Genomic DNA, 26751 nt, shown 5'->3' on the forward strand with positions numbered 1-26751 from the left:
GATCATGGCTTCGGTCGTCAGCATCAGGCCCGAGACCGAGGAAGCGTTCTGCAGTGCAGAGCGCGTGACCTTGGTCGGGTCGAGGATGCCTTCCTTGACCATGTCGACGTATTCGCCGGAAGCGGCGTTGTAGCCTTCGTTGCCCTTGCGCTTGCGCACTTCGTTCAGGACAACATCAGCAGCACCGCCAGCGTTGGTGACGATCTGGCGCAGCGGCTCTTCCAGCGAACGACGCAGGATGGAGATGCCGGCGTCCTGGTCGGCGTTGTCGCCCTTCAGCTTCTCGAGCGCGTCGAGGGTGCGAACCAGGGCAACACCACCACCCGGGACGATGCCTTCTTCGACAGCCGCACGGGTTGCGGACAGCGCGTCTTCGACGCGGTCCTTCTTTTCCTTCATTTCGACTTCGGTCGCTGCGCCGATCTTGATCACGGCAACGCCGCCGGCCAGCTTGGCCTTGCGTTCCTGCAGCTTTTCCTTGTCGTAGTCCGAGGAGGTCTCTTCGATCTGCGCGTCGATCTGGGCAACACGCGCATCGATGTCGGCCTTCTTGCCGGCGCCGTCGATGACGGTGGTGTTGTCCTTGGAGATCTGGACCTTCTTGGCCGTACCGAGGTGCTCGAGGGTCGTCTTCTCCAGCGAGAGGCCGACTTCCTCGGAGATCACGGTGCCGCCCGTCAGGACAGCCATGTCTTCCAGCATCGCCTTGCGACGATCACCGAAGCCCGGCGCCTTCACGGCAGCAACCTTGACGATGCCGCGCAGGTTGTTGACGACCAGGGTCGCCAGCGCTTCGCCTTCGACGTCTTCGGCAATGATCAGCAGCGGCTTGGACGCCTTGGCCACGCTTTCCAGCACCGGCAGCAGGTCACGAATGTTCGAGACCTTCTTGTCGAAGAGCAGGATGTACGGGTTTTCCAGCTCGGCCTGCATGCTCTGCTGGTTGGTCACGAAATACGGGCTCAGGTAGCCGCGATCGAACTGCATGCCTTCAACCGTTTCCAGCTCGTCGTGCAGCGAGGAGCCTTCTTCGACGGTGATGACGCCGTCGTGGCCGACCTTGTCCATGGCATCGGCAATCAGCTTGCCGATGGTGGAATCGGAGTTGGCGGAGATGGTGCCGACCTGGGCAATGACCTCGGACTTCTCGACCGGCTTGGACAGGTTCTTCAGCTCGGCAACAGCGGCTTCAACCGCCTTGTCGATGCCGCGCTTCAGGTCCATCGGGTTCATGCCCGCAGCAACAGCCTTCAGGCCTTCGCGGATGATGGCCTGGGCCAGCACGGTTGCGGTGGTGGTGCCGTCGCCGGCGATGTCATTGGTCTGGGAAGCGACTTCCTTGACCATCTGCGCGCCCATGTTCTCGAACTTGTCTTTCAGCTCGATTTCCTTGGCGACAGAGACGCCGTCCTTGGTGACGGACGGGGCGCCAAAGCTCTTGTCGAGGATGACGTTGCGACCCTTCGGGCCCAGCGTGACCTTCACGGCATCGGCGAGGGTGTTCACACCCTTGAACATTTTCTGGCGAGCGGTATCGCCAAACTTCACTTCTTTAGCAGACATGTGTCGTGTCCTCTATTTATCTGATCGTATGAATTCGGTTGGTGTCGTCGAGAAGCCGGGCTTACTCGATGACAGCCATCACGTCTTCTTCGCGCATGACGAGGTATTCCTCGCCTTCGACCTTGACCTCGGTGCCGGCGAACTTGCCGAACAGCACCTTGTCGCCCTTCTTGAGGTCCAGCGCGCGGGTTTCACCGTTTTCCAGGATCTTGCCGTTGCCCACGGCAACAACTTCACCCTTGATCGGCTTTTCAGTAGCGGAATCCGGGATCACAATGCCGCCGGCCGAGGTGGTTTCAGCTTCCAGGCGCTTGATGATCACGCGGTCGTGAAGCGGACGAAGATTCATGCGATTTCTCCTTGCAAAACCAAGATAGACTCGAAAAACCCAAGCAAAACAAAAGCTTGGACTTATGTTGACAATGACATCACCGGGCTTTGCCGCGAGGGACAAAGGCCCTGGATCCGTCGGTCCGGTGAGCGTTTATTAGCACTCCCCGGCTTCGGCTGCTAATAATAGGCCCGGCGCGCTAAATTTCAAGGCTTGCAGGGTCCGAAAGGGAGCCTGGATGGTGTTTTTTTGGCCATTCACGGCCAGCGGGTGCAAGGACGGGAATATCGCCGCCGCGACGCGGGTCGAGTCTGTTGCAGCAGCCCTTTATAAAGGAGCGCGGGCTGGTAAAGTGGCAAGCCGTTGAAACCGAGGAGCCTGGTCTTGAGCAATCCCGAGCATTGCGTGGTCTACGTGACCTGCCCGACCGAGGCAAAGGCAGGACAGATCGCCAGCGCCCTGGTCGAGGAAAAGCTAGCCGCCTGCGCGAACATCGTGCCGGGCCTGCGTTCCGTTTATGCCTGGCAAGGCAGGATCGAAAACGACCCGGAAGTGCTGCTGATCATCAAGAGCCGCATCGCGCTGCTGGACGCGCTGACCGCTCGGGTGAATGAACTGCATGATTACGATGTCCCGGAAGTCATTGCCCTGCCGATCATCGGCGGCAGCAAGGACTACCTGGACTGGCTGGCCGAAGAGACCGCCCGCGATACCGAAGAACACTGAATCCGGAATTTTCCTTTTCACCAATGAATCCCTGAAACGAGAGCCTGCAATGAATCGCATCCTGCTCCTTCTGTTGTCTTCCCTGCTTGCCGCTTCGATGTTGGCGCCGCTGCCCGTGGCGGCCAACGATGGCGTACCCAGCCTGAGCAAGGTACTCGGCCAGGAGGAAGAAGAGTTCCTGCGGCCGGAAGATGCCTTCCAGCTGCGCTTCTACGCCACGGACCCGAATGTCATCGAGGTGACCTTCACCGTGGCCGAGGCCTACTACCTCTACCAGAAGCAGTTCGACTTCGAGGTCGAGGGCAGCGAGACGGTCTCTATCGGCGATGCCGTCTATCCCGAGGGCGAGATCCACTCGGACGAGTTCTTCGGCGAGCAGGTGGTGTATCGCCAGCAGGTGTCGGTGCTGGTGCCGGTGGCAGGCAACCCGGGCGAGACCTTCAACCTGCGGGTGCGTTACCAGGGCTGCGCCGATGCCGGGCTCTGCTACCCGCCGCTCTACCACACCGAGATGCTGGAAGTGCCGGCTGGCAATGCCAACGACCTGGCGCGCGCCCAGGCGGCCGCTGCCGACCTGCTGTCCGGCGCCGGCATGACCACCACCCGCCAGCCCGAGCAGGACCGCCTGGCTGACCTGATCAAGGACGGCCAGTTGCTGTGGGTAATGCTGACCTTTGTCGGCCTTGGCCTGCTGCTGACCTTTACGCCCTGCGTGCTGCCGATGATCCCGATCCTGTCGTCGATCATCGTTGGCCAGGAAGACATCACCCGCCACAAGGCGTTCATCCTGAGCCTGGTGTACGTGCTGGCGATGGCCGTGACCTACACCATCGCCGGCGTGCTGGCCGGCCTGTTCGGCGCCAATGTGCAGGCCGCCTTCCAGGACCCGTACATCATCGGTGGCTTTGTCGCGGTGTTCGTGCTGCTGTCGCTGTCGATGTTCGGCTTTTATGAATTGCAGGTGCCGGCCAGCTGGCAGGCAAAGCTCGCCCAGATTTCGCAGAGCCAGCAGGGCGGCACCCTGACCGGCGTGGCGATCATGGGTTTCCTGTCGGCGCTGATCGTCGGCCCCTGCGTGACCGCGCCGCTGACCGGCGCGCTGATCGCGATTGCCGAGACCGGCGACCCGACCCGAGGCGGCCTGGCCCTGTTTGCGCTGTCCATCGGCATGGGCATTCCGCTCATCCTGATCGGCATGGGCTTCGGGCAGTTCGTGCCGAAGGCCGGCGGCTGGATGGAGTCGGTGAAGAAGGTCTTTGGTGTCATGCTGCTGGCGATTGCCTTGTACCTGCTGGAACGCGTCGTGCCGGCCTGGGTCACGGTCGGGCTCGCCGCGATGCTGGTGATGGTCTCCGCCGTGTACATGGGCAGCTTCAGCGAACCGAAGTCCGGCTGGCAGAAACTGTGGAAGGGTCTCGGCCTGGTGTTGTTCGCCTGGGGCCTGCTGATGGTGATCGGCCTGGCCACCGGTCGCGCTTCCTTCTTCACGCCGCTGAAGAACCTCACTGGCGGCGGCAGCGCGGCGGTCCAGGAAGAGCACCTGCCCTTCCAGCGCATCAAGTCCATCGAGGATCTCGATGCTGCGGTCGCCAAGGCCGCAAAGATGAACAAGCCGGTGATGATCGATTTCTATGCCGACTGGTGCATCAGCTGCAAGGAAATGGAAGCCTTCACCTTCACCGACGAAAAGGTTCGTCGCGCACTGGGCGACTTCGTGTTGCTGCAGGCGGACGTGACCGCGAACGACGAAGTCGACCAGGCACTGATGCAGCGCTTCGACCTGATCGGCCCGCCGGGCATTTTCTTTTTTGATCGCAGCGGCGAATGGCTGCCGCAACTGAACGTCATCGGCTACATGGATGCCGAAGAGTTTTCGATCGTCGTAACAGAGGCAGGACGCTGAACATGAATACCAGGAATGTCATCCTCATCGTCATCGTCGGAGTGATTTTCGGCCTGGTCGGCTTCTACGCCGGCAATTTCATCGGCGGCAAGGTCAAGCAACCCGTCAAGCAGGCCACGCCGAAGCCGACCCCGACGCTGGTCGAAACGCTGCCGGATTTCGAGTTCAAGACACTGGACGGCAAGACCGTCACGCTGGCGGATTACGAAGGCAAGGCGCTGGTCGTGAATTTCTGGGCGACCTGGTGCGCGCCCTGCCGCAAGGAAATTCCGCTGCTGGTCGAGATGCAGGAAAAGTATGCCGAGCAGGACATCCAGCTGCTGGGCGTGGCGATCGACAACGAGCAGGCCATCCGCAAGTTCATCGCGCAGATCGGCGGCGTGAACTACCCCATCCTGTTCAGCGACCTGGAACTGACGACCATGGAGTGGGCGCAGAAGAAAGTGGGCGTGGACCTGATCGGCCTGCCGATCACCGTCACCACCGACCACAACGGCAGGATCCTCACCTCGCATCCCGGCGAGGTGGATGAAGCCGAGGCGCTGATGCTGTTCGAGGAAATTCTCGCGGCACGCGAGACAGGCAGCACCGAGTAGACCGCCGACAACCCCAGCCAAGCCGGGCCAGGGAGACAACCCTGGGCCGGCTTTTTTGTGCCCTGCCACTTTTTGCGCGTAAATTGACCAGCTTTTATTCAAAAATGTGACGAATTCCCGCAAACCTGCTTTGAAAAGCGCTTTTCTCGCCAATTTTTCCGATTTGAAATAGACAAGCCCGGTATCGTGGTCCAGAATTACGCCCCTGAACAGGGAAACCGGGATTTAAACGATCGTTTGACGACGTTCGCCGAATTTACTGGCCGGTTCCCGACCAGAACACCTGACCAGAAGGCGTGACGAACGCCCGGATGACAACGGGGATAGCGTGGCAGAACTGCTCCTCATAAACGGACCCAACCTCAACCTGCTCGGTGAGCGGGAGCCGGAGGTCTATGGCAAGACGTCGCTGGCGGACATCGAGTCCGAGGTCGGTGCGGCGGCCAGCGCAGCGGGCCTGGGCGTGGACTGCTTCCAGTCCAATGCCGAGCACGAGATCGTCGAGCGCATCCAGGCCGCGGGCAAGGACGGGAGCAAGGCCATCCTGATCAATCCGGCGGCGTTCACGCACACCAGCGTGGCGATTCGCGATGCACTGGCGGCCATCGACCTGCCCTTCTGGGAAATCCATCTTTCGAACGTGCACCGGCGGGAACCGTTCCGTCGGCACTCTTACCTGTCCGACCTGGCAGAGGGCGTGATCGCGGGCTTCGGTCCTGCCGGTTACGTCCATGCGGTGGAAGCCGCCGCGCGCCAGCTGGGCTGATACGACTACAGCAACACAACCGGGGATACACATGGATATTCGCAAGGTAAAGAAACTCATCGAATTGCTGGAAGAGTCCGGCATCGCTGAAATCGAAATCACCGAGGGCGAGGAGTCGGTTCGCATCAGCCGCAATTCGCCCGCCGCACCGCAGCAGCAGGTCTATGCCGCACCGGCTCCGCAGGCAGCACCTGCGCCCGCCGCTGCTCCGGCCGCACCGGCTGCCGACAGTGGCGCCAAGAGTGACGATGGCGGCCTGCCGTCCGGCCACGTGGTGACCTCGCCGATGGTCGGCACCTTCTATCGCGCCCCGAACCCGGGTGCGAAGAACTTCTGCGACGTGGGCGATTCGGTCTCGAACGGCGACACGCTGTGCATCATCGAAGCAATGAAGATGATGAACCAGATCGAGGCCGACGCGTCGGGCAAGATCAAGGCGGTGTTGGTTGAAAACGGCGAGCCGGTCGAGTTTGGCCAGCCGCTCTTCATTATCGAATAAACGTCGCGGCTTTTCCGCTCCGGCGGTGTTGCGGCGCGTTCTCGGCATGCTCATTTACAGACCGTAAACTCCGCTGCCTCGAACGCGACGCGCCTTGCCGGAACGAAAAATCCATCGACGCGAGATTCATTGAAAACGCTTCGATCAAACAGATTTTTTCGCTGCGAGTATCTCGCAGCCTTTGAAGAGACGACATTGTCATGCTGGATAAAGTAGTCATAGCAAACCGCGGCGAGATCGCCCTGCGCATCCTGCGCGCCTGCAAGGAGCTCGGCATCAAGACGGTGGCGGTGTATTCCTCTGCGGATCGCGATCTCAAGCACGTCAAGCTGGCGGACGAGGCTGTCTGCATCGGCCCGCCGTCCTCGACCGATTCCTACCTGAACATGCCGGCCATCATCTCGGCCGCGGAAGTCACGGATGCCGTCGGCATCCATCCCGGTTACGGCTTCCTGTCCGAGAACGCCGACTTTGCCGAGCGCTGCGAGCAGTCCGGCTTCGTGTTCATCGGCCCCAAGGCCGAGACCATCCGCATCATGGGCGACAAGGTTGCGGCCATCAACGCGATGAAGGAAGCCGGCGTGCCGACGGTACCGGGCTCCGATGGCGCCCTGGGCGATGACGGCGAGACCAACATCCGGCTGGCCCGCGAGATCGGTTACCCGGTCATCATCAAGGCCGCCGGTGGCGGTGGCGGCCGCGGCATGAAGGTGGTGCATTCCGAAGCCACCCTGCTGAACGCCATCTCGCTGACCAAGAACGAAGCCAAGACCGCCTTTGGCAACGACATGGTCTACATGGAGAAATTCCTGGAAAAGCCGCGCCACGTGGAATTCCAGGTGCTGGCCGACGAGCATGGCAATGCCATCCACCTCGGTTCGCGTGACTGCTCCATGCAGCGTCGCCACCAGAAGGTCATCGAGGAAGCACCGGCCCCGCACATTCCCTGGGAACTGCAGATGCAGATGGGCGAGCGCTGCGCCGAGGCCTGCCGCAAGATCGGCTATCGCGGCGCGGGCACCTTCGAGTTCCTGTACGAGAACGGCGAGTTCTTCTTCATCGAGATGAACACCCGCGTGCAGGTCGAACACCCGGTCACCGAGCAGATCACCGGTGTGGACATCGTCAAGCAGCAGCTGCTGATCGCGGCACACCAGCCGCTGAGCTGGAAGCAGGAAGACGTGCGCTTCTTCGGCCACTCCTTCGAGTGCCGCATCAACGCCGAGGATTCCAAGACCTTCCGGCCGTCGCCGGGCCTGGTGAAAGCCTGGCACGCCCCGGGTGGCATGGGTGTGCGCGTCGATTCGCATCTCTACGCCGGCTACACGGTACCGCCCTACTACGATTCGCTGATCGGCAAGCTGATCACCACCGGTCCGACCCGCGAGATCGCGCATGCGCGCATGAAGACCGCGCTGGCCGAGATCATTGTCGAGGGCATCGACACCAACATTGCCCTCCACCAGGACCTGTTCAGCGATTCGCACTTCGAACACGGCGGCACCGACATCCATTACCTGGAGAAGAAGCTGCAGCTGTGAGCCCAATCCAATGAGCAATGACAAGGTCACAGCCTGGCGGGAACTGAGTTTCCTGCTGGACGGACTCGACCCGGAACGCGCCGAAGATGCCTTGCTGGCATCCGGCGCGTTGTCCGTTACGCTGTCCGACAATGCCGACCAGCCCGTGCTGGAACCCCGTCCCGGCGAAATGCCGCTGTGGCAGCACACCCGCATCACCGGCCTTTACGAAGGCACGGCCGATCTCGACATTGCCGATCACATGGTCTGCGATGCGCTGGGGCTCGAGCAGCTGCCGGAAAGCCGCCGCTCGACCGTCGATGACCGCGACTGGTCGCGTGTCTGGCTCGATCACTTCAAGCCGCTGAAATTCGGCTCGCGACTGTGGATCGTCCCGACCGCCTACGCTCCGCCCGAACCGGAGGCACTGAACATCCTGCTCGACCCGGGCCTGGCCTTCGGTACCGGTACGCACCCGACCACTGCCCTGTGCCTGGAATGGCTGGACGGCCTCGATCTCGAGGGCAAGGTCGTCGTCGATTACGGCTGCGGCTCCGGCATTCTCGCCATCGCCGCTGCCATGCTCGGGGCGCAGGAAGTGATTGCCACCGACATCGACCCGCAGGCACTGACCGCCACCCGCGACAATGCGCAGCGCAACAAGGTGCTGAACGAAATCACCACCTGCCTGCCGGAAGGCCTGCTTGCCGCAATGGCCGAACGCAAGGCAGACGTCGTGGTCGCCAACATACTTGCCGGCCCCTTGTCGGAGCTCGCCAGCAACATCGAGGGCCTGCTTGCCGCCGGTGGCGAGATTGCGCTCGCCGGCCTGCTGGATACCCAGGCAAAGGATGTTGCGGCCGCGTACACGACCGAGCTGGAGGTCACTGCCGAACGCGACACCTGGGTGCGGCTGTCCGGCCAGGCCAAAGCCTAAACGCATCGCGGGAATCTGGTAACCTGACCCCCCATGTACGCGCAATGTCCTGATTGCCTGACTTTTTTCCACCTCAAGCCCGCTCACCTGAGCGCCGCGGGCGGCAATGTCCGTTGCTCGCAATGCAAGCACGTCTTCAATGCGCTGGATTCGCTCCGCGACGAGGTTACCGAGGAGGAAATCGCGGCGGCCGAAGAGGCTCGCGCGCACCGCAAGCAGGCCAGCCAGCCGGGCAAGGACACGCGCGCTGCCGGGGACCTGTTTGCACAGCTTGATTACACCGAGAACGAAGAGCTGCCGCTGGCCGAGGAGCGAGAACCGGTGGCTGCCGACATTCCCGATGCCGACGACACCGTCAGCGACGCGGAGCTGGCCGGCGTTACCGAAGCCGATGAGATCGAACCGGAGGTCGAGGAGCCTGCCTTCCGCGAGCCCATCGACTTCTCCGCACCGATCAAGACGCGGCCACGGCACTGGTCCGCCACCCTGGGCCTGGTGCTGGCCAATCTCCTGCTGGTCATGGTGCTGGCGGCCCAGCTGCTGCACTGGAAGCGTTTCGAGGTCCTGGCAGATCCGCGGGCGGCGGTGATCGAACCCTGGATGCGACTCGCCTATGCCGAGCTGGGGCTGTCGTTGTCGCCACCGCGGTCGCTCGCCGCCATCAAGCTGGACCGCAGCGAGGTCACCTCCGCTGGCGCCAGCAATGACGCGCTGCGGCTGACGGCGGTCGTCGAGAACCGCGGTCGGCGCGCCCAGCCCTGGCCGGACATTCGTATCGACCTGGAGAACCGCTGGGGTGAATCCGTCGGCGCCCGCTATTTCACCCCCGAGGAATACCTCCGCGAGCCCGCGGCAGCCGCGGGGCTGATGCCCACTCGCCAGCGCTTCGCCATCGAGCTGGTGCTGCAGGATCCGGGCAAGGATGCCGTTGGCTTCCAGACGCGAGCCTGCTTCCGACTTGCCGATTCGCGTGGCGATGCCTACGCCTGCCAGGGTCGTTGATACACCCGCAGTGCACGTTTGCAGCACTGTTTCCATTACAGCAAGAGCTTCTGTCAGCCGGCGTTAGAAAAATTCTCGGTAAAAAGCAGCCAATGGGTCTTGCAAAAAACTTTTTTTACGCTTGCTGCAAAAATAACCACATCAATCCTTTGACTCGCCGATTCAGAGCAGTATTATTTCCGGTCCGCGTTGGCAGGATGTCGGACAACAGCGATGCAGATTGGTCCCTACACACTGGATAACAACCTCGTGTTGGCACCGATGGCAGGCGTCACCGACCGACCCTTCCGACAGCTTTGCAGGAAGCTGGGCGCGGGCATGGTGGTCTCGGAAATGGTCACCTCGGACATTCGTCTCTGGAACAGCCGCAAGACGCGGCACCGCCTGGATCACTCCGGCGAGGAAGAGCCCCGAATCGTCCAGATCGCTGGGGGCGATCCCGACATGATGGCAACGGCGGCGCGGCTCAACGTGGAGCATGGCGCCCAGATCATCGACATCAACATGGGGTGTCCCGCCAAGAAAGTGTGCAACAAGGCCGCCGGATCGGCCTTGCTACAGGACGAGCCCCTGGTGGGCCGGATCCTGGACGCCGTTGTCGCTGCGGTTGATGTGCCGGTCACGCTGAAGATTCGCACCGGCTGGAACCACGACAACCGCAACGGCTTGAAGATTGCCCGGATGGCGCAGGACGCCGGCATCCAGGCACTGGCCGTCCACGGCCGGACACGCGTCGACATGTACAAGGGTGATGCGGAATACGACACCATCCGCCACATTGTCGATGCCATCGACATCCCGGTGATGGCCAATGGCGACGTCACCACGCCTGAAAAGGCGAAGGAAGTCCTCGAATTCACCGGCGCGGCCGCCGTAATGATCGGTCGCGCTGCACAAGGAAGACCCTGGTTATTCAGGGAAATCGCGGCATACCTGGCCACTGGCCAGCACCTGCCGGAGCCGGACAGGGACGAAGTCCGGGATATCTTGCTGGAACACCTCGAAAACCTTTATGGCTTTTACGGGGAGTATTCGGGCCTGAGAATCGCCCGCAAGCACATTGGCTGGTACCTGAAGTCTGCCGACAACAAGACCGAAGCCGATGCGTTCCGCAAGCGCATCATGAGAGTCGAAACCGCTCGCGAGCAAACAGAACTCGTTGCCGGCTATTTTTCGACGACAGGAACGAAAGCATCATTGGAGGAAAAGGCTGCATGAACGACAGGGGGACCGCCGCAAGGCTTAAGGACAAGGGTTCAGTGGTGGACTTTGCAGTCGCAAAGGAAGCTCATAACAAGCCGCTTCGCGAGTGTGCTGAATCCGCACTGCGACGTTATTTCAACGACCTGGACGGCGAAACGCCGGCGAATCTCTACGAGATGGTCATCCGGGAGGTCGAAGAACCTCTCCTCCAGGCCACATTGGAATTCACTCGTGGCAACCAGTCCAAGGCCGCTGAGATACTCGGGATCAATCGCAGCACGCTGCGCAAGAAACTGCGTACGCACGGGCTGCATAACTGAACGAACGCAAGGACGAAGGGCCGCCAACCGGCGGCCCTTTTTGTTTCCGCCGATCGTCCGGATCGGTAGCGATTCAAGACGATTTTCTGGCAGGCCGTGACGACAGCAGGCACGGCAACGAGGAGCTACAGGGTAATGAAAGCGATCAAGCGCGCATTGATCAGCGTGTCGGACAAGTCCGGCGTCATCGACTTCGCCAAGTCGCTGGCACGACGGGATATCGAAATCCTGTCCACCGGTGGCACGGCCAGGCTGCTGGCCGAGTCCGGCGTCATGGTCAAGGAAGTGTCCGAGCACACCGGCTTCCCCGAGATCATGGCGGGCCGCGTCAAGACCCTGCACCCGAAGATTCATGGCGGCCTGCTCGGCCGACGCGGCACCGATGACGAGGTCATGGCCGAACATGGCATCGAAGCCATCGACCTGCTCTGCGTGAACCTCTACCCCTTCGAGCAGACCATCGCCAAGAATGACTGCACCCTCGACGATGCCATCGAGAACATCGACATCGGCGGCCCCGCCATGCTGCGCGCCGCGGCCAAGAATCATGCCTCCGTGACGCTCGTGGTCGATCCGCTGGACTACGGCAAGGTGCTTGCCGACATGGACGACAACGACGGCGCGACGTCACAGGCATTGCGCTTCAAGCTCGCTGCCAAGGGTTATGCGCACACGGCGAAGTACGACGGCGCCATTGCCGCCTACCTGAGCAGCGTCGATGCCGACGGCAAGGTGGACGAACTGCCGAACATCCTGTCCCTGCAATTGAACAAGCAGGACCAGTTGCGCTACGGCGAGAATCCGCACCAGGCCGCGGCCTTCTACACCGAAGGCGAGGCGGCCTCCGGCAGCATCAGTGCTGCTCGCCAGATCCAGGGCAAGGCACTGTCCTTCAACAACATTGCCGATTCGGATGCGGCGCTGGAATGCGTCAAGCAGTTCGACAGCCCGGCCTGCGTCATCGTCAAGCACGCCAACCCCTGTGGCGTGGCAGTGGCCGCATCCATACGCGATGCCTACGAAAAGGCATTTTCAACCGATGAAACCTCGGCTTTCGGTGGCATCATCGCCTTCAACCAGATGCTGGACATCGAAACGGCACAAGCCATCATCGATCGCCAGTTCGTGGAGGTGATCATTGCCCCGGGTGTCACCGATGACGCACGCGACGTGCTGGCCGGCAAGCCGAACGTGCGTGTGCTGGATTGCGGTCGCCTGGACGGCGCGACCGCGCCGCTGGACTACAAGCGCGTCAACGGCGGCTTGCTGGTGCAGGACACCGACCTGATCGGCCTTGACGAGAAGAAACTCAATGTCGTCTCCAACCGTCGCCCGACCGATGCCGAAATGCGCGATCTCAAGTTCTGCTGGAAGGTCGCCAAGTTCGTGAAATCGAATGCCATTGTCTATGCGAAAGACAACATGACGATCGGCGTCGGCGCCGGCCAGATGTCACGCGTCTACTCGGCGCGCATCGCCGCGATCAAGGCCGCCGACGCGGGCCTGGAAGTGACAGGCTCGGTAATGGCGTCGGATGCCTTCTTCCCCTTCCGCGATGGCATAGACAGCGCTGCTGAAGTCGGGATTACCGCCGTGATCCAGCCGGGCGGCTCAATTCGCGACGACGAGATCATTGCCGCAGCGAACGAACACGACATGGCAATGGTGTTTACCGGCATCAGGCATTTCAGACACTGATCGATGTTCGTTGTCGTCTATCGCTGGAAACTGATCCCGGGTCGCGAGGACGAATTTCGCGAGGCCTGGCAGGCGCTGACGGACATGTACATCCAGCTGCGCGGCCAGCAGGACGGCAAGCTCCGGCATGTCGAAGCAGACATCTGGGAGGCCGAGGCCACCTGGATGGACCAGGACAGTTACCTCATGGCCCACGAGCGCGGCATCCTGGACCCGGACCTGGCCAACCGCATGAATGCCGCGATCAAGGAGCCGCTGGAGCCCGAGTTCCGGCACATCGATGCCCATTGATGGCATGCCACTGATTCATGGCAGTCGCTGCCGTATAATCCCGCCCTTTGAACAACCGACTTCGGAAGCCCGAAATGAAAGTACTCGTCATCGGCGGCGGTGGCCGCGAACACGCCCTGGCCTGGAAGGCCGCCCAGTCCTCGCGCGTCGAAACCGTTTTCGTCGCCCCCGGCAATGCCGGCACGGCACTGGAACCGAAGCTCGAGAACGTGGCCATCGCTGCCGAAGACATCGATGCCCTGCTCGCCTTCGCTCGCGACAATGACGTCGCCCAGACGATCGTCGGCCCCGAGGCACCGCTGGTTGCGGGCGTGGTCGATGCCTTCCGCAAGGCCGGCCTGCGCTGCTTCGGCCCGTCCGCCGACGCCGCCCAGCTGGAAGGCAGCAAGGCCTTTGCCAAGGACTTCCTGGAGCGCCACAGGATCCCGACGGCGCAGTACGCCGTCTTCACCGACGCCGACGACGCGCAGAAATACCTGGACCAGCGGGCCGCGCCCATCGTGGTGAAGGCCGATGGCCTGGCCGCTGGCAAGGGCGTGGTGGTTGCACAGACGATCGACGAAGCCCGCGCCGCCGTGAACGACATGCTGGCCGACAACAAGTTCGGCGATGCCGGCAGCCGCGTGGTGATCGAGGAATTCCTGTCTGGCGAAGAGGCCAGCTTCATCTGCATGGTCGACGGCACGCACATCCTGCCGCTGGCCACCTCGCAGGACCACAAGGCCCGCGACGCCGGCGACACCGGGCCGAATACCGGCGGCATGGGCGCCTACTCCCCGGCCCCGGTCGTCACGCCCGAGATCGAAGCGCGCGTCATGCGCGAGGTGATCGAGCCGACGGTTGCCGGCATGGCGGCCGACGGCATCGAGTACACCGGCTTCCTGTACGCCGGCCTGATGATCTCGCCGACCGGCGAACCCCGGGTGCTGGAATTCAACTGCCGCTTCGGGGATCCGGAAACCCAGCCGATCATGTCGCGACTGGAGTCGGATTTCACCGAGCTGGTGGATGCCGCCATCGATGGCAACCTGGACCAGGTCGATTGCCAATGGACCGCGCAGGCCGCCCTGGGCGTCGTGATGGCGGCCGAGGGCTACCCGGCCAGCGCGCGCAAGGGCGATGCCATCTCCGGATTGGACAATATCCCGGCGGGTGCCAAGGTCTTCCATGCCGGCACCCGGGCCGAGGGCGACAAGGTGCTGACCAACGGCGGTCGCGTGCTGTGCGTGGTTGCCCTCGGGGACGACGTCACGTCGGCCCAGCAGGCAGCCTACGAGGCCGTGAAGGCGATTTCGTGGGATGGCGCGTTCACTCGCCCGGATATCGGTTATCGCGCCGTGGAGCGCGAACAGCGCGGTTGAGGTTTTGACAATAGCCTTGCCTGGACAAAAAAAGCCCCGCGATGCGGGGCTTTTTTGAATGCGTCTGGTTCCCGGTCACTGATCAATCGGCTTGCCGCCGGTAGATCCCGAGGAATCCGGTCTTCCAGGTCTGGCCATCGTCGGTCGACTGGTCCCAGCGCTGCTCCACCGAGCCATCCGCCATCGGCGTCCAGGTGATGCGATTGAGCATGGTACCGCCCTGCGGCAGGGGCTGGCTGCCGCTCAGGACCATGGCGCCATCCCGCAGCTCCCCGTCGAGCAGCAGCAGGTTGCCGGTCGCCGCTACCCAGGTCTGGTGCCAGACGCCGCGTTTCGCGTCGTACATGTTGAAGCTCTCGCCGGTGTTTCCCTGCGCACTGCGCCAATGCTCGTGCAGTACGCAAGTTCCCTGCTCCAGGGTGATGCGGTTCTCACCCACCTTCTTGCCCGCCTTGTTGTACACGTCCCAGCTGCCCAGCCAGAAATCGAACTGGCGGTATTCCGGCGTGCTGCAGGGCGCGGGGGGCTGGCCCGCCTGGGACAGGACGGGAAGGAAAACAGCCAGCAGGAACAACAAGGCCAGGATCATTTGTCGCATCGGATTCCCCTTCTGAAATCTCTCCAGTTCGACGCAACCTGGCATTACAAGTTCCCCAAATAAAAAGCCCCGCAAAGCGGGGCTTTTTATTTGGTCAGGCTGTCTCAGCAAGCGCAGCCGCTCAGCGCTTCATGGAGTCGAAAAACTCCAGGTTTGTCTTCGTATCCTTGAGCTTGTCCACCAGGAACTCGATGCCCTGGATCTCGTCCATGGGGTGGATGACCTTGCGCAGCACCCACATCTTCTGCAGTTCCGCGGCCGGGACCATCAGTTCCTCGCGGCGCGTGCCGGAGCGGTTGATGTTGATGGCCGGGAAGATGCGCTTCTCGGCAATGCGGCGATCCAGGTGGATTTCCATGTTGCCGGTGCCCTTGAATTCCTCGTAGATCACGTCGTCCATGCGCGAACCGGTCTCGACCAGCGCGGTGGCGATGATGGTCAGGGAACCGCCCTCTTCGACGTTGCGTGCGGCACCGAAGAAACGCTTCGGACGCTGCAATGCGTTGGCATCCACGCCACCGGTCAGGACCTTGCCGGAGCTCGGTACGACGGTGTTGTAGGCACGACCGAGGCGCGTGATGGAGTCCAGCAGGATGACCACGTCCTTCTTGTGCTCGACCAGGCGCTTGGCCTTTTCGATCACCATGTCGGCCACCTGCACGTGGCGGGAAGCCGGCTCGTCGAAGGTCGAGGACACGACTTCGCCGCGCACGGAGCGCGACATCTCGGTCACTTCCTCGGGGCGCTCGTCGATCAGCAGCACGATCAGGTAGCACTCGGGATGATTCTGTTCGATGGAGTTGGCGATGTTCTGCAGCATCATGGTCTTGCCCGCCTTGGGTGGCGAGACGACCAGTGCGCGCTGGCCCTTGCCGATCGGCGCTGCCATGTCGATGATGCGCGCGGTGATGTCCTCGGTGGAGCCGTTGCCCATCTCCATCTGCAGGCGTTCAGTCGGGAACAGCGGCGTCAGGTTTTCGAACAGCACCTTATTCTTGGCCTTGTCCGGTGCTTCGAAATTGATCTCGTTGACTTTCAGCAGCGCGAAGTAGCGTTCCGAATCCTTGGGCGGCCGGATCTTGCCGGCAATGGTGTCGCCAGTGCGCAGGTTGAAGCGGCGAATCTGGCTCGGCGAGACGTAGATGTCATCCGGGCCGGCCATGTAGGAGCTGTCGGCCGAGCGCAGGAAGCCGAAGCCGTCCTGCAGGATCTCCAGCACGCCGTCGCCGTAGATGTCTTCCCCGTTCTTGGCATGCGCCTTCAGAATGGAAAAGATGATGTCCTGTTTGCGCGAGCGGGCCGTACCCTCCAGGCCCATTTCCTCGGCGATGTCCACCAGCTCCTTGGCCGGCTTCTGCTTCAATTCAGTCAGATTCATTGGCAATACTCGAGTGTTTTCTTGTTCTTGGATCGCGGCGGTCGCCGCACCTGGAAGGATGTTCCCCATGTCCGCTTGTGTGTTCTCTCGACAGCCTGTCGCTGCCGGAAGGGCCGGCCGGTCCGGCGGACTCCGGACCGGCTCACCCTGGAAAACTAGATATTCGTTTCGATGAAGGCCGCCAGCTGCGACTTCGAAACAGCACCCACCTTGGTGGCTTCGACGTTGCCGCCCTTGAACAGCATCAGGGTCGGGATGCCGCGAATGCCGAACTTCGGCGGCGTCTGCTGGTTCTCGTCGATATTCAGCTTCACGATCTTCAGCTTGCCGTCGTATTCATCGACGAGCTCGTCCAGGACCGGAGCGATCATCTTGCAGGGGCCGCACCACTCCGCCCAGTAATCGACCAGCACCGGCAGGTCGGACTTCAGGACGTCGGCTTCAAAGGCATCATCAGTGGTATGTACGATCTTGTCGCTCACTATCTTTCTCCGAAATTGGAAGTTTGAAGTTGAATGGGGTGACAAACCAGGAAGCGGAATCTGCAAATAGATGAGGATAGATGTGACTGTACTCGTCTATTCAGGCAGAATAGCGGGATTGGCTCGCGCCCTAAAAAGTAAAATTCTCTTTGAGATGTGCGGGTTGACGAGTTTCAACCCGATTCGATGGCTCTATTGGAGCCCAATCACGCTGCAATTTCAAGCCCCGCGCGATTTCGAGCTTCCCGGCCGGAATGACTGGAATCACTGGCTGGACTGGCTGAAATGCCGAGGCACCCCGGAAAAACCATGACAGATCATTTAAGCAACAAGAATTTCGACTCTTTCGGCCTGAACGACGCCCTGATGCAGGGCATCAGGGACGCCGGCTTCACCCGCTGCACGCCCATCCAGGCGCTGGCGCTGCCAGTGGCCCTGAAAGGCCAGGATGTCGCCGGCCAGGCCCAGACCGGCACCGGCAAGACCGCCGCCTTCCTGGTGGCCATGTACGAGTACCTGCACCGCCACCCGGCTGCCGAAGAACGCAAGCCGAACCAGCCGCGCGCCCTGATCGTCGCGCCGACCCGCGAGCTGGCCGTGCAGATTGCCAAGGACGCCGACCTGCTCGGTCCGCACACCGGCCTCAAGACCGGCCTGGTCTACGGGGGCGAGGATTACGACAAGCAGCGCCAGACCCTGGTCGACGGCGTGGACGTATTGATCGGTACGCCGGGTCGCCTGATCGACTACTTCAAGCAGAAGGTCTATGACCTCAGCCAGTGCCAGGTTGCCGTGATGGACGAAGCCGACCGCATGTTCGACATGGGCTTCATCAAGGACATCCGTTTCCTGTTGCGCCGCCTGCCGGATCCGGACAAGCGCCTGACCATGCTGTTCTCGGCCACGCTGTCACATCGCGTGATGGAGCTCGCCTACGAGCACATGAACAACCCGGAGACCGTGCTGGTCGAATCCGAGTCGATCACCGTCGAGCGCATTCGCCAGCTGGTGTTCATGCCCGCCAACCATGAAAAGATCCCGCTGCTGATCGGCCTGCTCCGCCGCATGGACCCGAAACGCACCATGGTGTTCATCAACACCAAGCGCACCGCGGAAACGCTCAATGCCTGGCTGAACGAGAACGGCATCCGTGCCGAGATGCTCTCCGGCGACGTGCGCCAGAACAAGCGCCTCCGGTTGTTGCGTGAATTCCAGAGCGGCGAACTGCCGGTGCTGGTGACGACCGACGTCGCATCCCGCGGCCTGCACATCCCGGAAGTCAGCCATGTGTTCAACTTCGACCTGCCACAGGATGCGCCTGACTACGTGCACCGTATCGGTCGTACCGCGCGCGCCGGCGCCGAGGGCGATGCCATTTCCTTCGCTTGCGAGGACTACGCCTTCCACCTGCCGGAGATCGAGGAATACATCGGTCATCCGCTGCCACGTGACAACCAGCATGAAGACCTGCTGGCGGACGACCTGGTCAAGCCGACGAAGATCGAACGCGCCAAGCGTCCGGGCGGGCCTCGTTCAGGTGGACGCCCGGGTGGACGTTCCAGCGGTGGCCGCAGGCAAGGTGGAGGCCGGCGTTGAATCGCCAGCGCGATCGCAGGCACGACCCTCGCTTTCCGCCAGTCGTTGTCGAGGTCGACCAGACCGGCCTGACGCCGGAGACCAAGTGCGATGCCTGCGTGTCGTCCCTGTGCTGCCACTACATCACGCAGGAGCTGGAAACACCGAAGACCATGTACGACTTCGATTTCCTGCTCTGGCAGCTCTCCCACGAGAACATCCAGGCTTACAAGGATGAAGGCAGCTGGTTCCTGCTGGTCGTAAGCACCTGCACGCACCTGCAGCAGGATGGCCGCTGCGGCATCTACGAAGTCCGCCCGCAGGTCTGCCGTGATCATTCCAATGACTGGTGCGAAATGGACGAGCCCCTGTCCGTGCACTGGGAGCTGTATTTCCCGAACTACGATGCGCTGAACGAGTACTGCAAGAAACGCTTCAAGACCTGGGAGAAGCGGCACAGGAAGTGGACGGATGGGCCGCCGTACTGAATCGAAGAAAACCCGCCTTGGCGGGTTTTTTGTTTCCCGGGTTCCTGCTACGCCGGCATGATCTCCCGGAAATCGAGAATGGCAGGGAAGTCTTCGATGTCGCGTGCCGGCTGCTGCGTATCCGGCTGGCGCATCGCCACCACCTGGCCGATGCCGTAATCGCGCGCTGCCGTCAGCACGCGATGCGAATCATCGCAGAACAGCGCCCGCGCCGGCTCGAATGGCTCGACCTCTCGTACCTTGTCCCAGAAGCCCTTGCCCTCTTTCGGCAATCCGAACTCGTGGGAGGTGTACATGGCATCGAAATAGCTGCCGATGGTAATCAGCGCCATCTTGAACTCGAGGGTTTCGTCATGCGCATTCGTGACAAGCACCAGCCTCCTGCCGGAATCGCGCACGGCCTGCAAGAAGTCCTCGACATGCGGCAGCACCTGGATCAGGTGCGCCAGCTCCTGCTTCAGCGCGACGATATCCATCTCGAGGTAGTCGCGCCAGAACGCGAGGCTGTACCAGTCCAGGGAGCCTTCCTTTTCCTTGAACACGGGATAGAGCTTCTTGAACGCGTCTTCGTAACTGAGACCATGCTTTTCACCCCAGCGCCTGGGGATGTGCTCGATCCAGAAGCGATTGTCGAAATGCAGGTCCAGCAGGGTGCCGTCCATGTCCAGCAGCACGGTATCCACCTGGCTCCAGTCCACGGCCCCGGCGGCTTTGGTCGAATTGCTCACACGTTCTCCTGTAGAATCCCGGCCTTGATACGCACATCCAAGGTCGCAGCATGTCGCCTGATAACGGATTTTTGAAGCCCCTCGACACTATCGCAAGACAGGCCGGCAAGGCCATTCTCGACGTCTATGAAACGGATTTCGATGTCGAGCTGAAGGGCGATGATTCGCCCCTGACCCAGGCCGACCTGGCTGCGCACCGGATCATTGTCCGTGGCCTGCAGGAACTGACCCCGGACATCCCGATTCTCAGCGAGGAATCGGCCGACATTCCCTGGGGCGAGCGCCGCCACTGGGGCGTGTACTGGCTGGTCGACCCGCTCGACGGTACCAAGGAATTCATCAAGAAGAACGGCGAATTCACCGTCAATATCGCGCTGGTCGAGAACGGCGTGCCGATCACCGGCGTCGTGCATGTTCCGGTCAGCGGCGTCAGCTATCTCGGCGTCAGCGCCATCAATGGCGAGACCCCGGGAATGGGCTCGGTCGGCGGCGGGGCCTTCAAGGTCAGCGAGGATTCTCAGCATGAGATTCGCGTAAAGATGCCTCACCAGCAGCCACCACGCGTCGTCGCCAGTCGCTCGCATCGCGGCGAGGCCGTCGAAGGCTACCTGGCATCGCTGGGCGAGCACGAGGTTGTCAGCATGGGCAGCTCGCTGAAAATCTGCCTGGTCGCCGAGGGTGCGGCCGATGTCTATCCGCGTCTCGGCCCGACCTCGGAATGGGACACGGCTGCCGCTCACGCCGTGCTGCTCGCGGCTGGCGGCGAGCTGGTCGATGCCACGAGCGGCAAGCCGCTGGTCTACAACGCCAAGGAAACGCTGCTGAACCCCTGGTTCATTGCCTACGGCGACACGTCCGTTGACTGGCAGGCTCACGCCGGCTGATACCGGCCGGCAGCAAGCCAGGCACCCGCAGCAAAAAAAAGGCCCTGGATTCCAGGGCCTTTTTTCTTGAATCGGGACAATGCTCAATCGAGACCGAGCATGCCTTCCTTCAGGTCATCGTCGGGCGGGTTCTTGCCGAAGAACACCAGCTTCAGGGCCATGGCGAAATCATCGCCCTCGACCGTGCCTTTCTCCTCGCCGGCAATCGTGACGGTCACGCCCTTGCCCGGCAGGAAGTCGAAAATCATCGACTGGCCGTCTTCGATGTCGCCGAAGAAGCTGTTGAAGAGGTCGATACGGTCCTTGATGGCCTTCTTCGTTTCGGCCGTGTTGTTGGATGCAAAGCCATCCTTCCACGCGCCGGTGATCTTCTCGCCACCGACGTCACGCACGAAGGTCAGCACCATGCGGGACTGGCCGGCATCCGTCACGACATCAATGGCATTGCTGGACTTCGTGGTCACGTAGTACGCGCCCACATAGACATCGAACCAGCCCTTCTCGCGCAGGCCCATGCCATTGAGCACGAGCTCCTGGTCACCCACGGTCACCTTGTCTTCGGCGGTGACGCCGGCCAGCTCGGCAGCGCTTGCCGCAATCGGCATCAGCAGCAGCGCGCTGAAAAGAATCGAGACCTTCTTGATCATGTTCGGAACCTCTCTTGGTTAGCCGGCCGGGTCAGCAGCCGGTTGTGCTTCATCTTCCTCAGGGGCCGCTGACTCTGGCGACTCCTCGATGATGTTCCGGTTTACCGCAGCGTTCAGGTTGCGGTCAAGGAATACCAGTGTCCGCTCCCAGGCGTCCGCCGCGGCCTCGGGCTGGAAATTCTGACCCGTCGGATTCGCAAAAGCATGCCCTGCACCGTCATAAATGACGATCTCCGCATTCTTTCCCAGGTTGGCCAGGGTATCGCGCAGCTGCCTGACACCCTCGACCGGGACGCCCTGGTCCTCGGCGCCGAAAAAGCCCAGCAGCGGCATGTCCAGCGACGCCAGCTGGGACGGCGTGACGCCAGTGACAAATCCGTAATAGATGACGGCGCCGGCCAGTTGCTCGGGAAACTGCAGCGCAGCGTTCATGCTCATGGTGCCGCCGAGGCACCAGCCAAGGGACGCAACCGACAAGGCACCGATCTCCTCGGTAATGAAGCGATACGCCTGGCGGATGTTGTCGTTCACCTCCGCCTCTGCGGCCAGCACTTCCTTCATCATGGCGCCAGCCGCTACCGGCGTGTCCGCAACGCGGTCATCAAAGAGATCCACGGCCAGCACGACATACCCCTGCGCCGCCAACCGGTCGCTCATGTCGCGAACATTGTCGTTCAGGCCCCACCACTCGTGGAAAACGATGATGCCAGGCAGGCCACCATGCGCATCGGCAGGATAAGACAGGTAACCGGTGACGGGCTGGCCGTTCACCAGGCCATACTCGACTTCTTCCGACAGCGTGGCGACGGGCTCGATGGCACCGAGTTCGACAGCGGCCGCCATCTCCGCCATGCCACTCGGCTCGGCAGTGTCTGCAGCATGTTCGGTTTCCATCGCTGCTGCGTAGGCCTCGTCCTGCGCGGCATCGTCCTCGTCACGGCTGCTGTCCGAGCAGGCAGCGAGACTGGCCATCAGCAGGAGCAACAAGGCGGCAAGGGGGCGGGATCGAACGTTCATCGGCGCTCCGAAAGGACTCTGTCTGTCAGGACACATGATTCTGTAATGCCCGGAATCAGGCTGCAAGCGCTGTCGCGCACCATGTTGCGTTGGAGAAGGAATCGGCGCTAACTTGGCAGCTTCGGGGCGTGCAGGCAGGATGCCGAGGCAGAAATGCCGGGCCAGGAAAGCGGATACGGACAAGCAATGAACGTGAGCGAGATTCAATCGAAGCTGGTCGAGCTGCGCGAGGAACACCGCGATCTCGACGACGCCATTGCGCGCCTGCAGGAAAGTGCCTTTGTGGACCAGCTGCAAATGACCCGCCTGAAGAAGCGCAAGCTGCAACTGAAGGACTACATCAAGCGGCTGGAAAGCCGCCTGATCCCCGACCTCGACGCCTGAGACGCAGGCATCCAGCCAGGTAATCAGTAATGCGGCGGCGGCGCCTCGTCCCGCAGGTCGGCGATGTCGCTTTGCGACTGCCGAAGCTGCTTGGTCAGCTCGTTCAGTTCATTGCGCAGCAGGTTGATCAGGTTTTCCTGGCGCGCCACGGTGTGGGTGAGTTCCTGCACCGAATCATCAAGAAAGGCGATCCGCGTCTCCAGCTCTTCTCGATCGCTCTTGCTCAGTCCATCACTCATTTTCCGGCTCCTCGTCCGCCAATTGCGGCAATCGGGATGGCGACCTCGGCTGCAATGGGATCGGCTGCTGCCACTACGGGCTCGGCGCCCGGCATTTCCGCCGACGCATCGCCGCCTGTTTCGAAGTCATGCAGCGCCGTGTCCAGCAGGTGGCTGGGCACGACGTTGCGCAGGGCGCTGAAGATATTCGCAATGCGATTCGGATCCTCGCGTTCCCACTCGGCCAGCATCGCCTTGATGTTCTGGCGCTGCAGGTTTTCCTGCGAACCACAGAGATTGCACGGAATGATGGGGTAGTCCCTGACCTCGGCAAACTTCGCAATGTCCTTTTCGGCGCAATAGGCGAGCGGACGAATGACCGTGTTGCGGCCGTCGTCGGACCGGAGCTTTGCCGGCATCGATTTCAGCTTGCCGCCATGGAACATGTTCAGGAACAGGGTTTCGATGATGTCGTCGCGATGGTGGCCCAGTGCGATCTTGGTAATGCCGTTGTCCGCCGCAAAGGTGTAGAGCGCCCCGCGCCGCAGTCGCGAACACAGGCCGCAGGTCGTCTTGCCCTCGGGGATGACATCCTTGACGACCGAATAGGTGTCCTGTTCCAGGATGTGGAAATCCACACCCTCGGCACGCAGGTAATCCGGCAATACGTGCTCCGGGAAGCCCGGCTGTTTCTGGTCCAGGTTCACGGCCAGCAGCTCGAAACGAATCGGGGCACGCGACTGCAATCCCCGCAGTATCTCCAGCATGGTGTAGGAGTCCTTGCCGCCGGACAGGCAGACCATGACGCGGTCGCCGTCCTCGATCATGCCGAAGTCCTCGATGGCCTGCCCTGTCAGCCGGTACAGCCGCTTTTCGAGCTTCTTGAAGTTGACTGAATCTGCGCGCATGCGCCCGTCCTGCTGGTCGAAAAACGGCCATTTTACAGGCTGGCGACCGGGGTTGCGATGCCCATCAGGGCGACATCGGTGCGAACTCAGCTGTCCTTGCCAGGCAAGAGACCGGCCATGCCGTCGAATGCCACCGGCTGCTTGCAGTAGCCCAGCACCTCATCCAGTGGCGTGAACTGGTTGACCCCGGTGCTGAGCTCGATATCGGCCCCGGTGAACTGGCCGGGATGCTGGTAGCCCGCGGTGTGGGCCAGCGACAGCAGTTCGCGTCGAAAGCCGCGGATGTAGGTCGCTGCCCGCAGCGCCTTGCCATCGACATCCAGGCCTCGTTGTCGCCACGGATCCATCGTGGCGACACCGGTCGGACAATGGCCGGTGTGACAACTACGCGACTGGATGCAGCCGACCGACATCATGGCTTCGCGGCCGACGGCAATCAGGTCGCAACCCATGGCCATCGCCGTGGCAGCCCGGTCCGGGAAACCCAGCTTGCCCGAACCGATCCAGACGACGCGATCGACAATGCCGGCCTCCAGGAAAATCCGGTAAACGCGCTGGAAGCCCAGCTTGAACGGCAAGGAGACGTGGTCGGCATAGGTCAGGGGCGCGGCGCCCGTGCCGCCCTCGCCACCGTCGATCTGGATGTAATCCGGCCCCTTGCCGGTCTCCCTCATCAGCCTGGCGACCTCGTCCCAGAAGATCGTCTCGCCGATCGCTGCCTTCACACCCACCGGCAGGCCGGTACGTGCAGCGATCTTCTCGATGAACTCCAGCATGCCGGCCGGATCGGAAAACTCGCGGTGCGTGTTCGGCGAGATGCAGTCCGTGCCCTCCGGCACCCCGCGGGCCGCAGCAATCTCGGCGACCACCTTGGCACCCGGCAACACGCCACCCTTGCCCGGCTTGGCACCCTGCGAGAGCTTGATTTCGATGGCACGAATGCAGTCGTTGGCGGCAACCGTGTCGGCCAGCCGGTCCAGCGAGAAATTGCCGTCCTCGTCGCGCGCACCGAAATAGCCGGTACCGAGCTGCCAGATCACCTCGGCACCCATCTGGTGGTGAGCGGAGAAACCACCCTCGCCCGTGTTGTGGTAACAACCCGCGAGGCGCGCACCCTTGTTCAGGGCCCGGGTGGCATTGCGGCCGAGCGCACCGAAACTCATGCCCGAAATGTTGACGACCGAACGGGGGCGCCAGGGGCGACGTCGACCATGGGCGGCGCCCATGACCTTCAGGCAGGGAACGACGTCCTTTTCCCCATTGGCGTATTCCGCCTGGTGTTCGCCGAGGGCGAGTCCGCGATTCTTGATGATGGGATAACCCGTCGTGTACTGGAGCTCGGTGGTGCCGAATCCGAAGTAGTTGTTCTGCCCCTTGGAGGTGGCATACACCCAGCTGCGCTCACTGCGATTGAAGGGTGTTTCTTCCTTGTCGTCGGCGACAATGTACTGGCGAAGCTCCGGACCGATGGCCTCTATCAGGTAACGGAAATGACCGATCACCGGGTAGATGCGCAACACGGCATGGCGCTTCTGCAAAAGGTCGTGCAGGGCGATCAACAAGACCAGCAGCGCCACTGCCCCGAGTATCCACCACGTCGTCATGTGCCTCTCTCCACCGCCGTCACCGTGTCGCAAGTGTAGGCCAGATGGCTGCCGCTCTGCAGCCTGCTAAGCTCTGGACTCGGGAACCCGGCTTCCAGGAGTGCCAATGAATGCCTTGCCAATGCGTCTGCACCTCGTCCTTGCCCTGCTGGGCATGCTCGCTGTCGTCCCGGCGGGCGCCGCGGCTGTCAGCGAGTCGCTGGTGTTTCCCTACCAACGGCTCTATGAACTGAAATACCAGTTCATCGCCCTGCCCACCGACGACACCAGCCTGGTGCAGGTTCATCTCAAGCTGCAAAGCAGGCGCGACGACCTGCCGCTGCTGGAAGCCTGGATCGAACGCGGTGCGGATAAGATCGATTTGCCCGTCGACAAGCGCCACGACTTCCTCAACCTGCCCTTGTCACCGCAACTTGGCCAGGAGAATCCGCTGGTGGTGACCAACTGGCCGCGTGACGCGGCGCGGCTGAAGGTCGTGTTCGAGCTGCTGCGCCCCACGGGCCAGCCGCACAGCCCGCAAAGCCTGCTGCTTGCCATGCGGCAGGCCAATGCCATGATCAGCGCACGCAGCCGGCTGTCGAAGGAACGCACCCCACAGGCGGTGGGCGTGACACTGCATGCCGCTGGTGAGCAGGCGCTGGAGATCACGCTGGTGGATGCGGCCGGCAATGAAAGGAAGCTGATCGGCGACAGCGGCAGCCTCGACCTTTCAGCAGGCGATCTCGAAGCCAGCACCGCCCTGACCAGCGACACAGCCATCGACCTCGTCTTGCCCTGGTTCGACTGATCGGACCCGTCGTCTTCATTGAAGCATGAGCGCACAAAAAAACGGCCCGGTTGCCCGGGCCGTTTCCTGTTGCATGACAGCGGAAGCCACCTTACGGGAAGGTGATGCTCCAGCTGTCGATATAGCCGGTGTCCTGGCTATAGGTATCGCGGACACGCAACTTCCAGCTGCCGGACGAATCGATGCCACTGGCATTGATGGTGTAGTCCTTGCTGATGTTGTCCGCCGAGTCGTTGCTCGGTGATTCCAGCGTGGTCGTCTGACCGCTCGGCGTCACCAGGATGACTTCCAGGTCACCGCGATACGTGTGGACGATTTCCACGTGCACCGTGATGGA

Annotated in this window: 30 protein-coding genes; 18 read left to right on the forward strand and 12 right to left on the reverse strand. The window is 62.0% G+C overall.

The window, feature by feature from the left end:
• Together groL and groES are read right to left on the reverse strand one after the other, a co-directional pair.
• The coding region (gene groL / locus R3217_05130) for a chaperonin GroEL (GenBank protein ID MDX1454823.1) at positions 1-1563 on the reverse strand (1563 nt) is incomplete at its 3' end.
• A gap of 61 nt (positions 1564-1624) precedes the next feature.
• Positions 1625-1912: a co-chaperone GroES gene (groES, locus tag R3217_05135; GenBank protein ID MDX1454824.1), complete on the reverse strand. Its 288-nt coding sequence runs from the start codon at positions 1910-1912 to the stop codon at positions 1625-1627.
• Positions 1913-2278: 366 nt separating this feature from the next.
• Here groES and cutA point away from each other — a divergent pair, with 366 nt between their 5' ends.
• The 13 genes from cutA to purD all read left to right on the forward strand — a co-directional run bounded on the left by cutA (position 2279) and on the right by purD (position 14716).
• Positions 2279-2620 (forward strand): divalent-cation tolerance protein CutA, encoded by a 342-nt coding sequence (gene cutA / locus R3217_05140; GenBank protein ID MDX1454825.1) that lies wholly within the window; start codon positions 2279-2281, stop codon positions 2618-2620.
• Positions 2621-2669: 49 nt separating this feature from the next.
• Positions 2670-4523: a protein-disulfide reductase DsbD gene (gene dsbD / locus R3217_05145; GenBank protein ID MDX1454826.1), complete on the forward strand. Its 1854-nt coding sequence runs from the start codon at positions 2670-2672 to the stop codon at positions 4521-4523.
• Between the two features lie 2 nt (positions 4524-4525).
• On the forward strand, positions 4526-5119 hold the full coding sequence (locus R3217_05150; GenBank protein ID MDX1454827.1) for a TlpA disulfide reductase family protein: 594 nt from the start codon (positions 4526-4528) through the stop codon (positions 5117-5119).
• A 328-nt stretch (positions 5120-5447) separates the two neighbouring features.
• Positions 5448-5885 carry a type II 3-dehydroquinate dehydratase gene (gene aroQ / locus R3217_05155; GenBank protein MDX1454828.1) on the forward strand — a complete coding sequence of 146 codons (438 nt, stop codon included), beginning with the start codon at positions 5448-5450 and terminating at the stop codon, positions 5883-5885.
• 31 nt (positions 5886-5916) lie between these two features.
• The gene (gene accB, locus R3217_05160) at positions 5917-6384 is read left to right on the forward strand and encodes an acetyl-CoA carboxylase biotin carboxyl carrier protein (GenBank protein MDX1454829.1); all 468 of its coding nucleotides are present in this window, start codon (positions 5917-5919) and stop codon (positions 6382-6384) included.
• 200 nt (positions 6385-6584) lie between these two features.
• A complete protein-coding gene (gene accC / locus R3217_05165) occupies positions 6585-7925 on the forward strand; it encodes an acetyl-CoA carboxylase biotin carboxylase subunit (protein ID MDX1454830.1) in 1341 nt (446 codons plus the stop codon).
• Between the two features lie 10 nt (positions 7926-7935).
• Positions 7936-8841, forward strand: a complete 906-nt coding sequence (gene prmA / locus R3217_05170; GenBank protein ID MDX1454831.1) for a 50S ribosomal protein L11 methyltransferase — start codon at positions 7936-7938, stop codon at positions 8839-8841.
• Between the two features lie 33 nt (positions 8842-8874).
• Entirely contained in the window at positions 8875-9843 is a 969-nt protein-coding gene (locus R3217_05175; GenBank protein ID MDX1454832.1) for a zinc-ribbon and DUF3426 domain-containing protein, read from the forward strand.
• A 213-nt stretch (positions 9844-10056) separates the two neighbouring features.
• Positions 10057-11061 carry a tRNA dihydrouridine synthase DusB gene (dusB, locus tag R3217_05180; GenBank protein MDX1454833.1) on the forward strand — a complete coding sequence of 335 codons (1005 nt, stop codon included), beginning with the start codon at positions 10057-10059 and terminating at the stop codon, positions 11059-11061.
• Positions 11058-11366, forward strand: coding sequence for a DNA-binding transcriptional regulator Fis (fis, locus tag R3217_05185; protein ID MDX1454834.1), 309 nt, complete (start codon positions 11058-11060; stop codon positions 11364-11366). Before dusB ends, fis begins: the two co-directional genes overlap by 4 nt.
• A 135-nt stretch (positions 11367-11501) precedes the next feature.
• The gene (gene purH, locus R3217_05190) at positions 11502-13064 is read left to right on the forward strand and encodes a bifunctional phosphoribosylaminoimidazolecarboxamide formyltransferase/IMP cyclohydrolase (GenBank protein ID MDX1454835.1); all 1563 of its coding nucleotides are present in this window, start codon (positions 11502-11504) and stop codon (positions 13062-13064) included.
• A gap of 3 nt (positions 13065-13067) precedes the next feature.
• Complete coding sequence (locus R3217_05195) at positions 13068-13355, forward strand: hypothetical protein (protein MDX1454836.1); 288 nt, start codon at positions 13068-13070, stop codon at positions 13353-13355.
• Between the two features lie 74 nt (positions 13356-13429).
• On the forward strand, positions 13430-14716 hold the full coding sequence (purD, locus tag R3217_05200) for a phosphoribosylamine--glycine ligase (protein MDX1454837.1): 1287 nt from the start codon (positions 13430-13432) through the stop codon (positions 14714-14716).
• An 82-nt stretch (positions 14717-14798) separates the two neighbouring features.
• On the opposite strand, the gene R3217_05205 is transcribed toward purD, so the two are convergent.
• The 3 genes from R3217_05205 to trxA all read right to left on the reverse strand — a co-directional run bounded on the left by R3217_05205 (position 14799) and on the right by trxA (position 17174).
• Positions 14799-15314 (reverse strand): hypothetical protein, encoded by a 516-nt coding sequence (locus R3217_05205; GenBank protein ID MDX1454838.1) that lies wholly within the window; start codon positions 15312-15314, stop codon positions 14799-14801.
• A gap of 121 nt (positions 15315-15435) precedes the next feature.
• A complete protein-coding gene (rho, locus tag R3217_05210; protein MDX1454839.1) occupies positions 15436-16692 on the reverse strand; it encodes a transcription termination factor Rho in 1257 nt (418 codons plus the stop codon).
• 155 nt (positions 16693-16847) lie between these two features.
• Positions 16848-17174 (reverse strand): thioredoxin TrxA, encoded by a 327-nt coding sequence (gene trxA, locus R3217_05215; protein ID MDX1454840.1) that lies wholly within the window; start codon positions 17172-17174, stop codon positions 16848-16850.
• A 309-nt stretch (positions 17175-17483) separates the two neighbouring features.
• Here trxA and rhlB point away from each other — a divergent pair, with 309 nt between their 5' ends.
• Positions 17484-18770, forward strand: a complete 1287-nt coding sequence (gene rhlB, locus R3217_05220) for an ATP-dependent RNA helicase RhlB (protein ID MDX1454841.1) — start codon at positions 17484-17486, stop codon at positions 18768-18770.
• Positions 18767-19237 (forward strand): YkgJ family cysteine cluster protein, encoded by a 471-nt coding sequence (locus R3217_05225; GenBank protein MDX1454842.1) that lies wholly within the window; start codon positions 18767-18769, stop codon positions 19235-19237. Before rhlB ends, R3217_05225 begins: the two co-directional genes overlap by 4 nt.
• Positions 19238-19284: 47 nt before the next feature.
• On the opposite strand, the gene yrfG is transcribed toward R3217_05225, so the two are convergent.
• Entirely contained in the window at positions 19285-19965 is a 681-nt protein-coding gene (yrfG, locus tag R3217_05230) for a GMP/IMP nucleotidase (GenBank protein ID MDX1454843.1), read from the reverse strand.
• A gap of 50 nt (positions 19966-20015) precedes the next feature.
• On the opposite strand from yrfG, the gene cysQ reads away from it, so the two are divergent.
• Positions 20016-20849: a 3'(2'),5'-bisphosphate nucleotidase CysQ gene (gene cysQ, locus R3217_05235; GenBank protein ID MDX1454844.1), complete on the forward strand. Its 834-nt coding sequence runs from the start codon at positions 20016-20018 to the stop codon at positions 20847-20849.
• 83 nt (positions 20850-20932) lie between these two features.
• On the opposite strand, the gene R3217_05240 is transcribed toward cysQ, so the two are convergent.
• On the reverse strand, positions 20933-21496 hold the full coding sequence (locus R3217_05240; GenBank protein ID MDX1454845.1) for a chalcone isomerase family protein: 564 nt from the start codon (positions 21494-21496) through the stop codon (positions 20933-20935).
• An 18-nt stretch (positions 21497-21514) separates the two neighbouring features.
• Positions 21515-22513 carry a dienelactone hydrolase family protein gene (locus tag R3217_05245; GenBank protein MDX1454846.1) on the reverse strand — a complete coding sequence of 333 codons (999 nt, stop codon included), beginning with the start codon at positions 22511-22513 and terminating at the stop codon, positions 21515-21517.
• Positions 22514-22699: 186 nt separating this feature from the next.
• On the opposite strand from R3217_05245, the gene R3217_05250 reads away from it, so the two are divergent.
• A complete protein-coding gene (locus R3217_05250) occupies positions 22700-22897 on the forward strand; it encodes a YdcH family protein (GenBank protein ID MDX1454847.1) in 198 nt (65 codons plus the stop codon).
• A gap of 23 nt (positions 22898-22920) precedes the next feature.
• Here R3217_05250 and R3217_05255 read toward each other — a convergent pair whose 3' ends face one another.
• The 3 genes from R3217_05255 to R3217_05265 form a co-directional block, all read right to left on the reverse strand.
• Complete coding sequence (locus R3217_05255; protein MDX1454848.1) at positions 22921-23136, reverse strand: SlyX family protein; 216 nt, start codon at positions 23134-23136, stop codon at positions 22921-22923.
• A complete protein-coding gene (gene ttcA / locus R3217_05260; GenBank protein MDX1454849.1) occupies positions 23133-24023 on the reverse strand; it encodes a tRNA 2-thiocytidine(32) synthetase TtcA in 891 nt (296 codons plus the stop codon). Before ttcA ends, R3217_05255 begins: the two co-directional genes overlap by 4 nt.
• Before the next feature lie 86 nt (positions 24024-24109).
• Positions 24110-25627 (reverse strand): FMN-binding glutamate synthase family protein, encoded by a 1518-nt coding sequence (locus R3217_05265; protein ID MDX1454850.1) that lies wholly within the window; start codon positions 25625-25627, stop codon positions 24110-24112.
• A 106-nt stretch (positions 25628-25733) separates the two neighbouring features.
• Between R3217_05265 and R3217_05270 the strand changes: the two genes are divergently transcribed.
• A complete protein-coding gene (locus tag R3217_05270; protein MDX1454851.1) occupies positions 25734-26414 on the forward strand; it encodes a hypothetical protein in 681 nt (226 codons plus the stop codon).
• Between the two features lie 91 nt (positions 26415-26505).
• On the opposite strand, the gene R3217_05275 is transcribed toward R3217_05270, so the two are convergent.
• The coding region (locus tag R3217_05275; protein ID MDX1454852.1) for a proprotein convertase P-domain-containing protein at positions 26506-26751 on the reverse strand (246 nt) is incomplete at its 5' end.

Source organism: Gammaproteobacteria bacterium (genome assembly GCA_033720895.1).
Lineage (GTDB): Bacteria > Pseudomonadota > Gammaproteobacteria > Natronospirales > JAJUFS01 > JAWWBS01.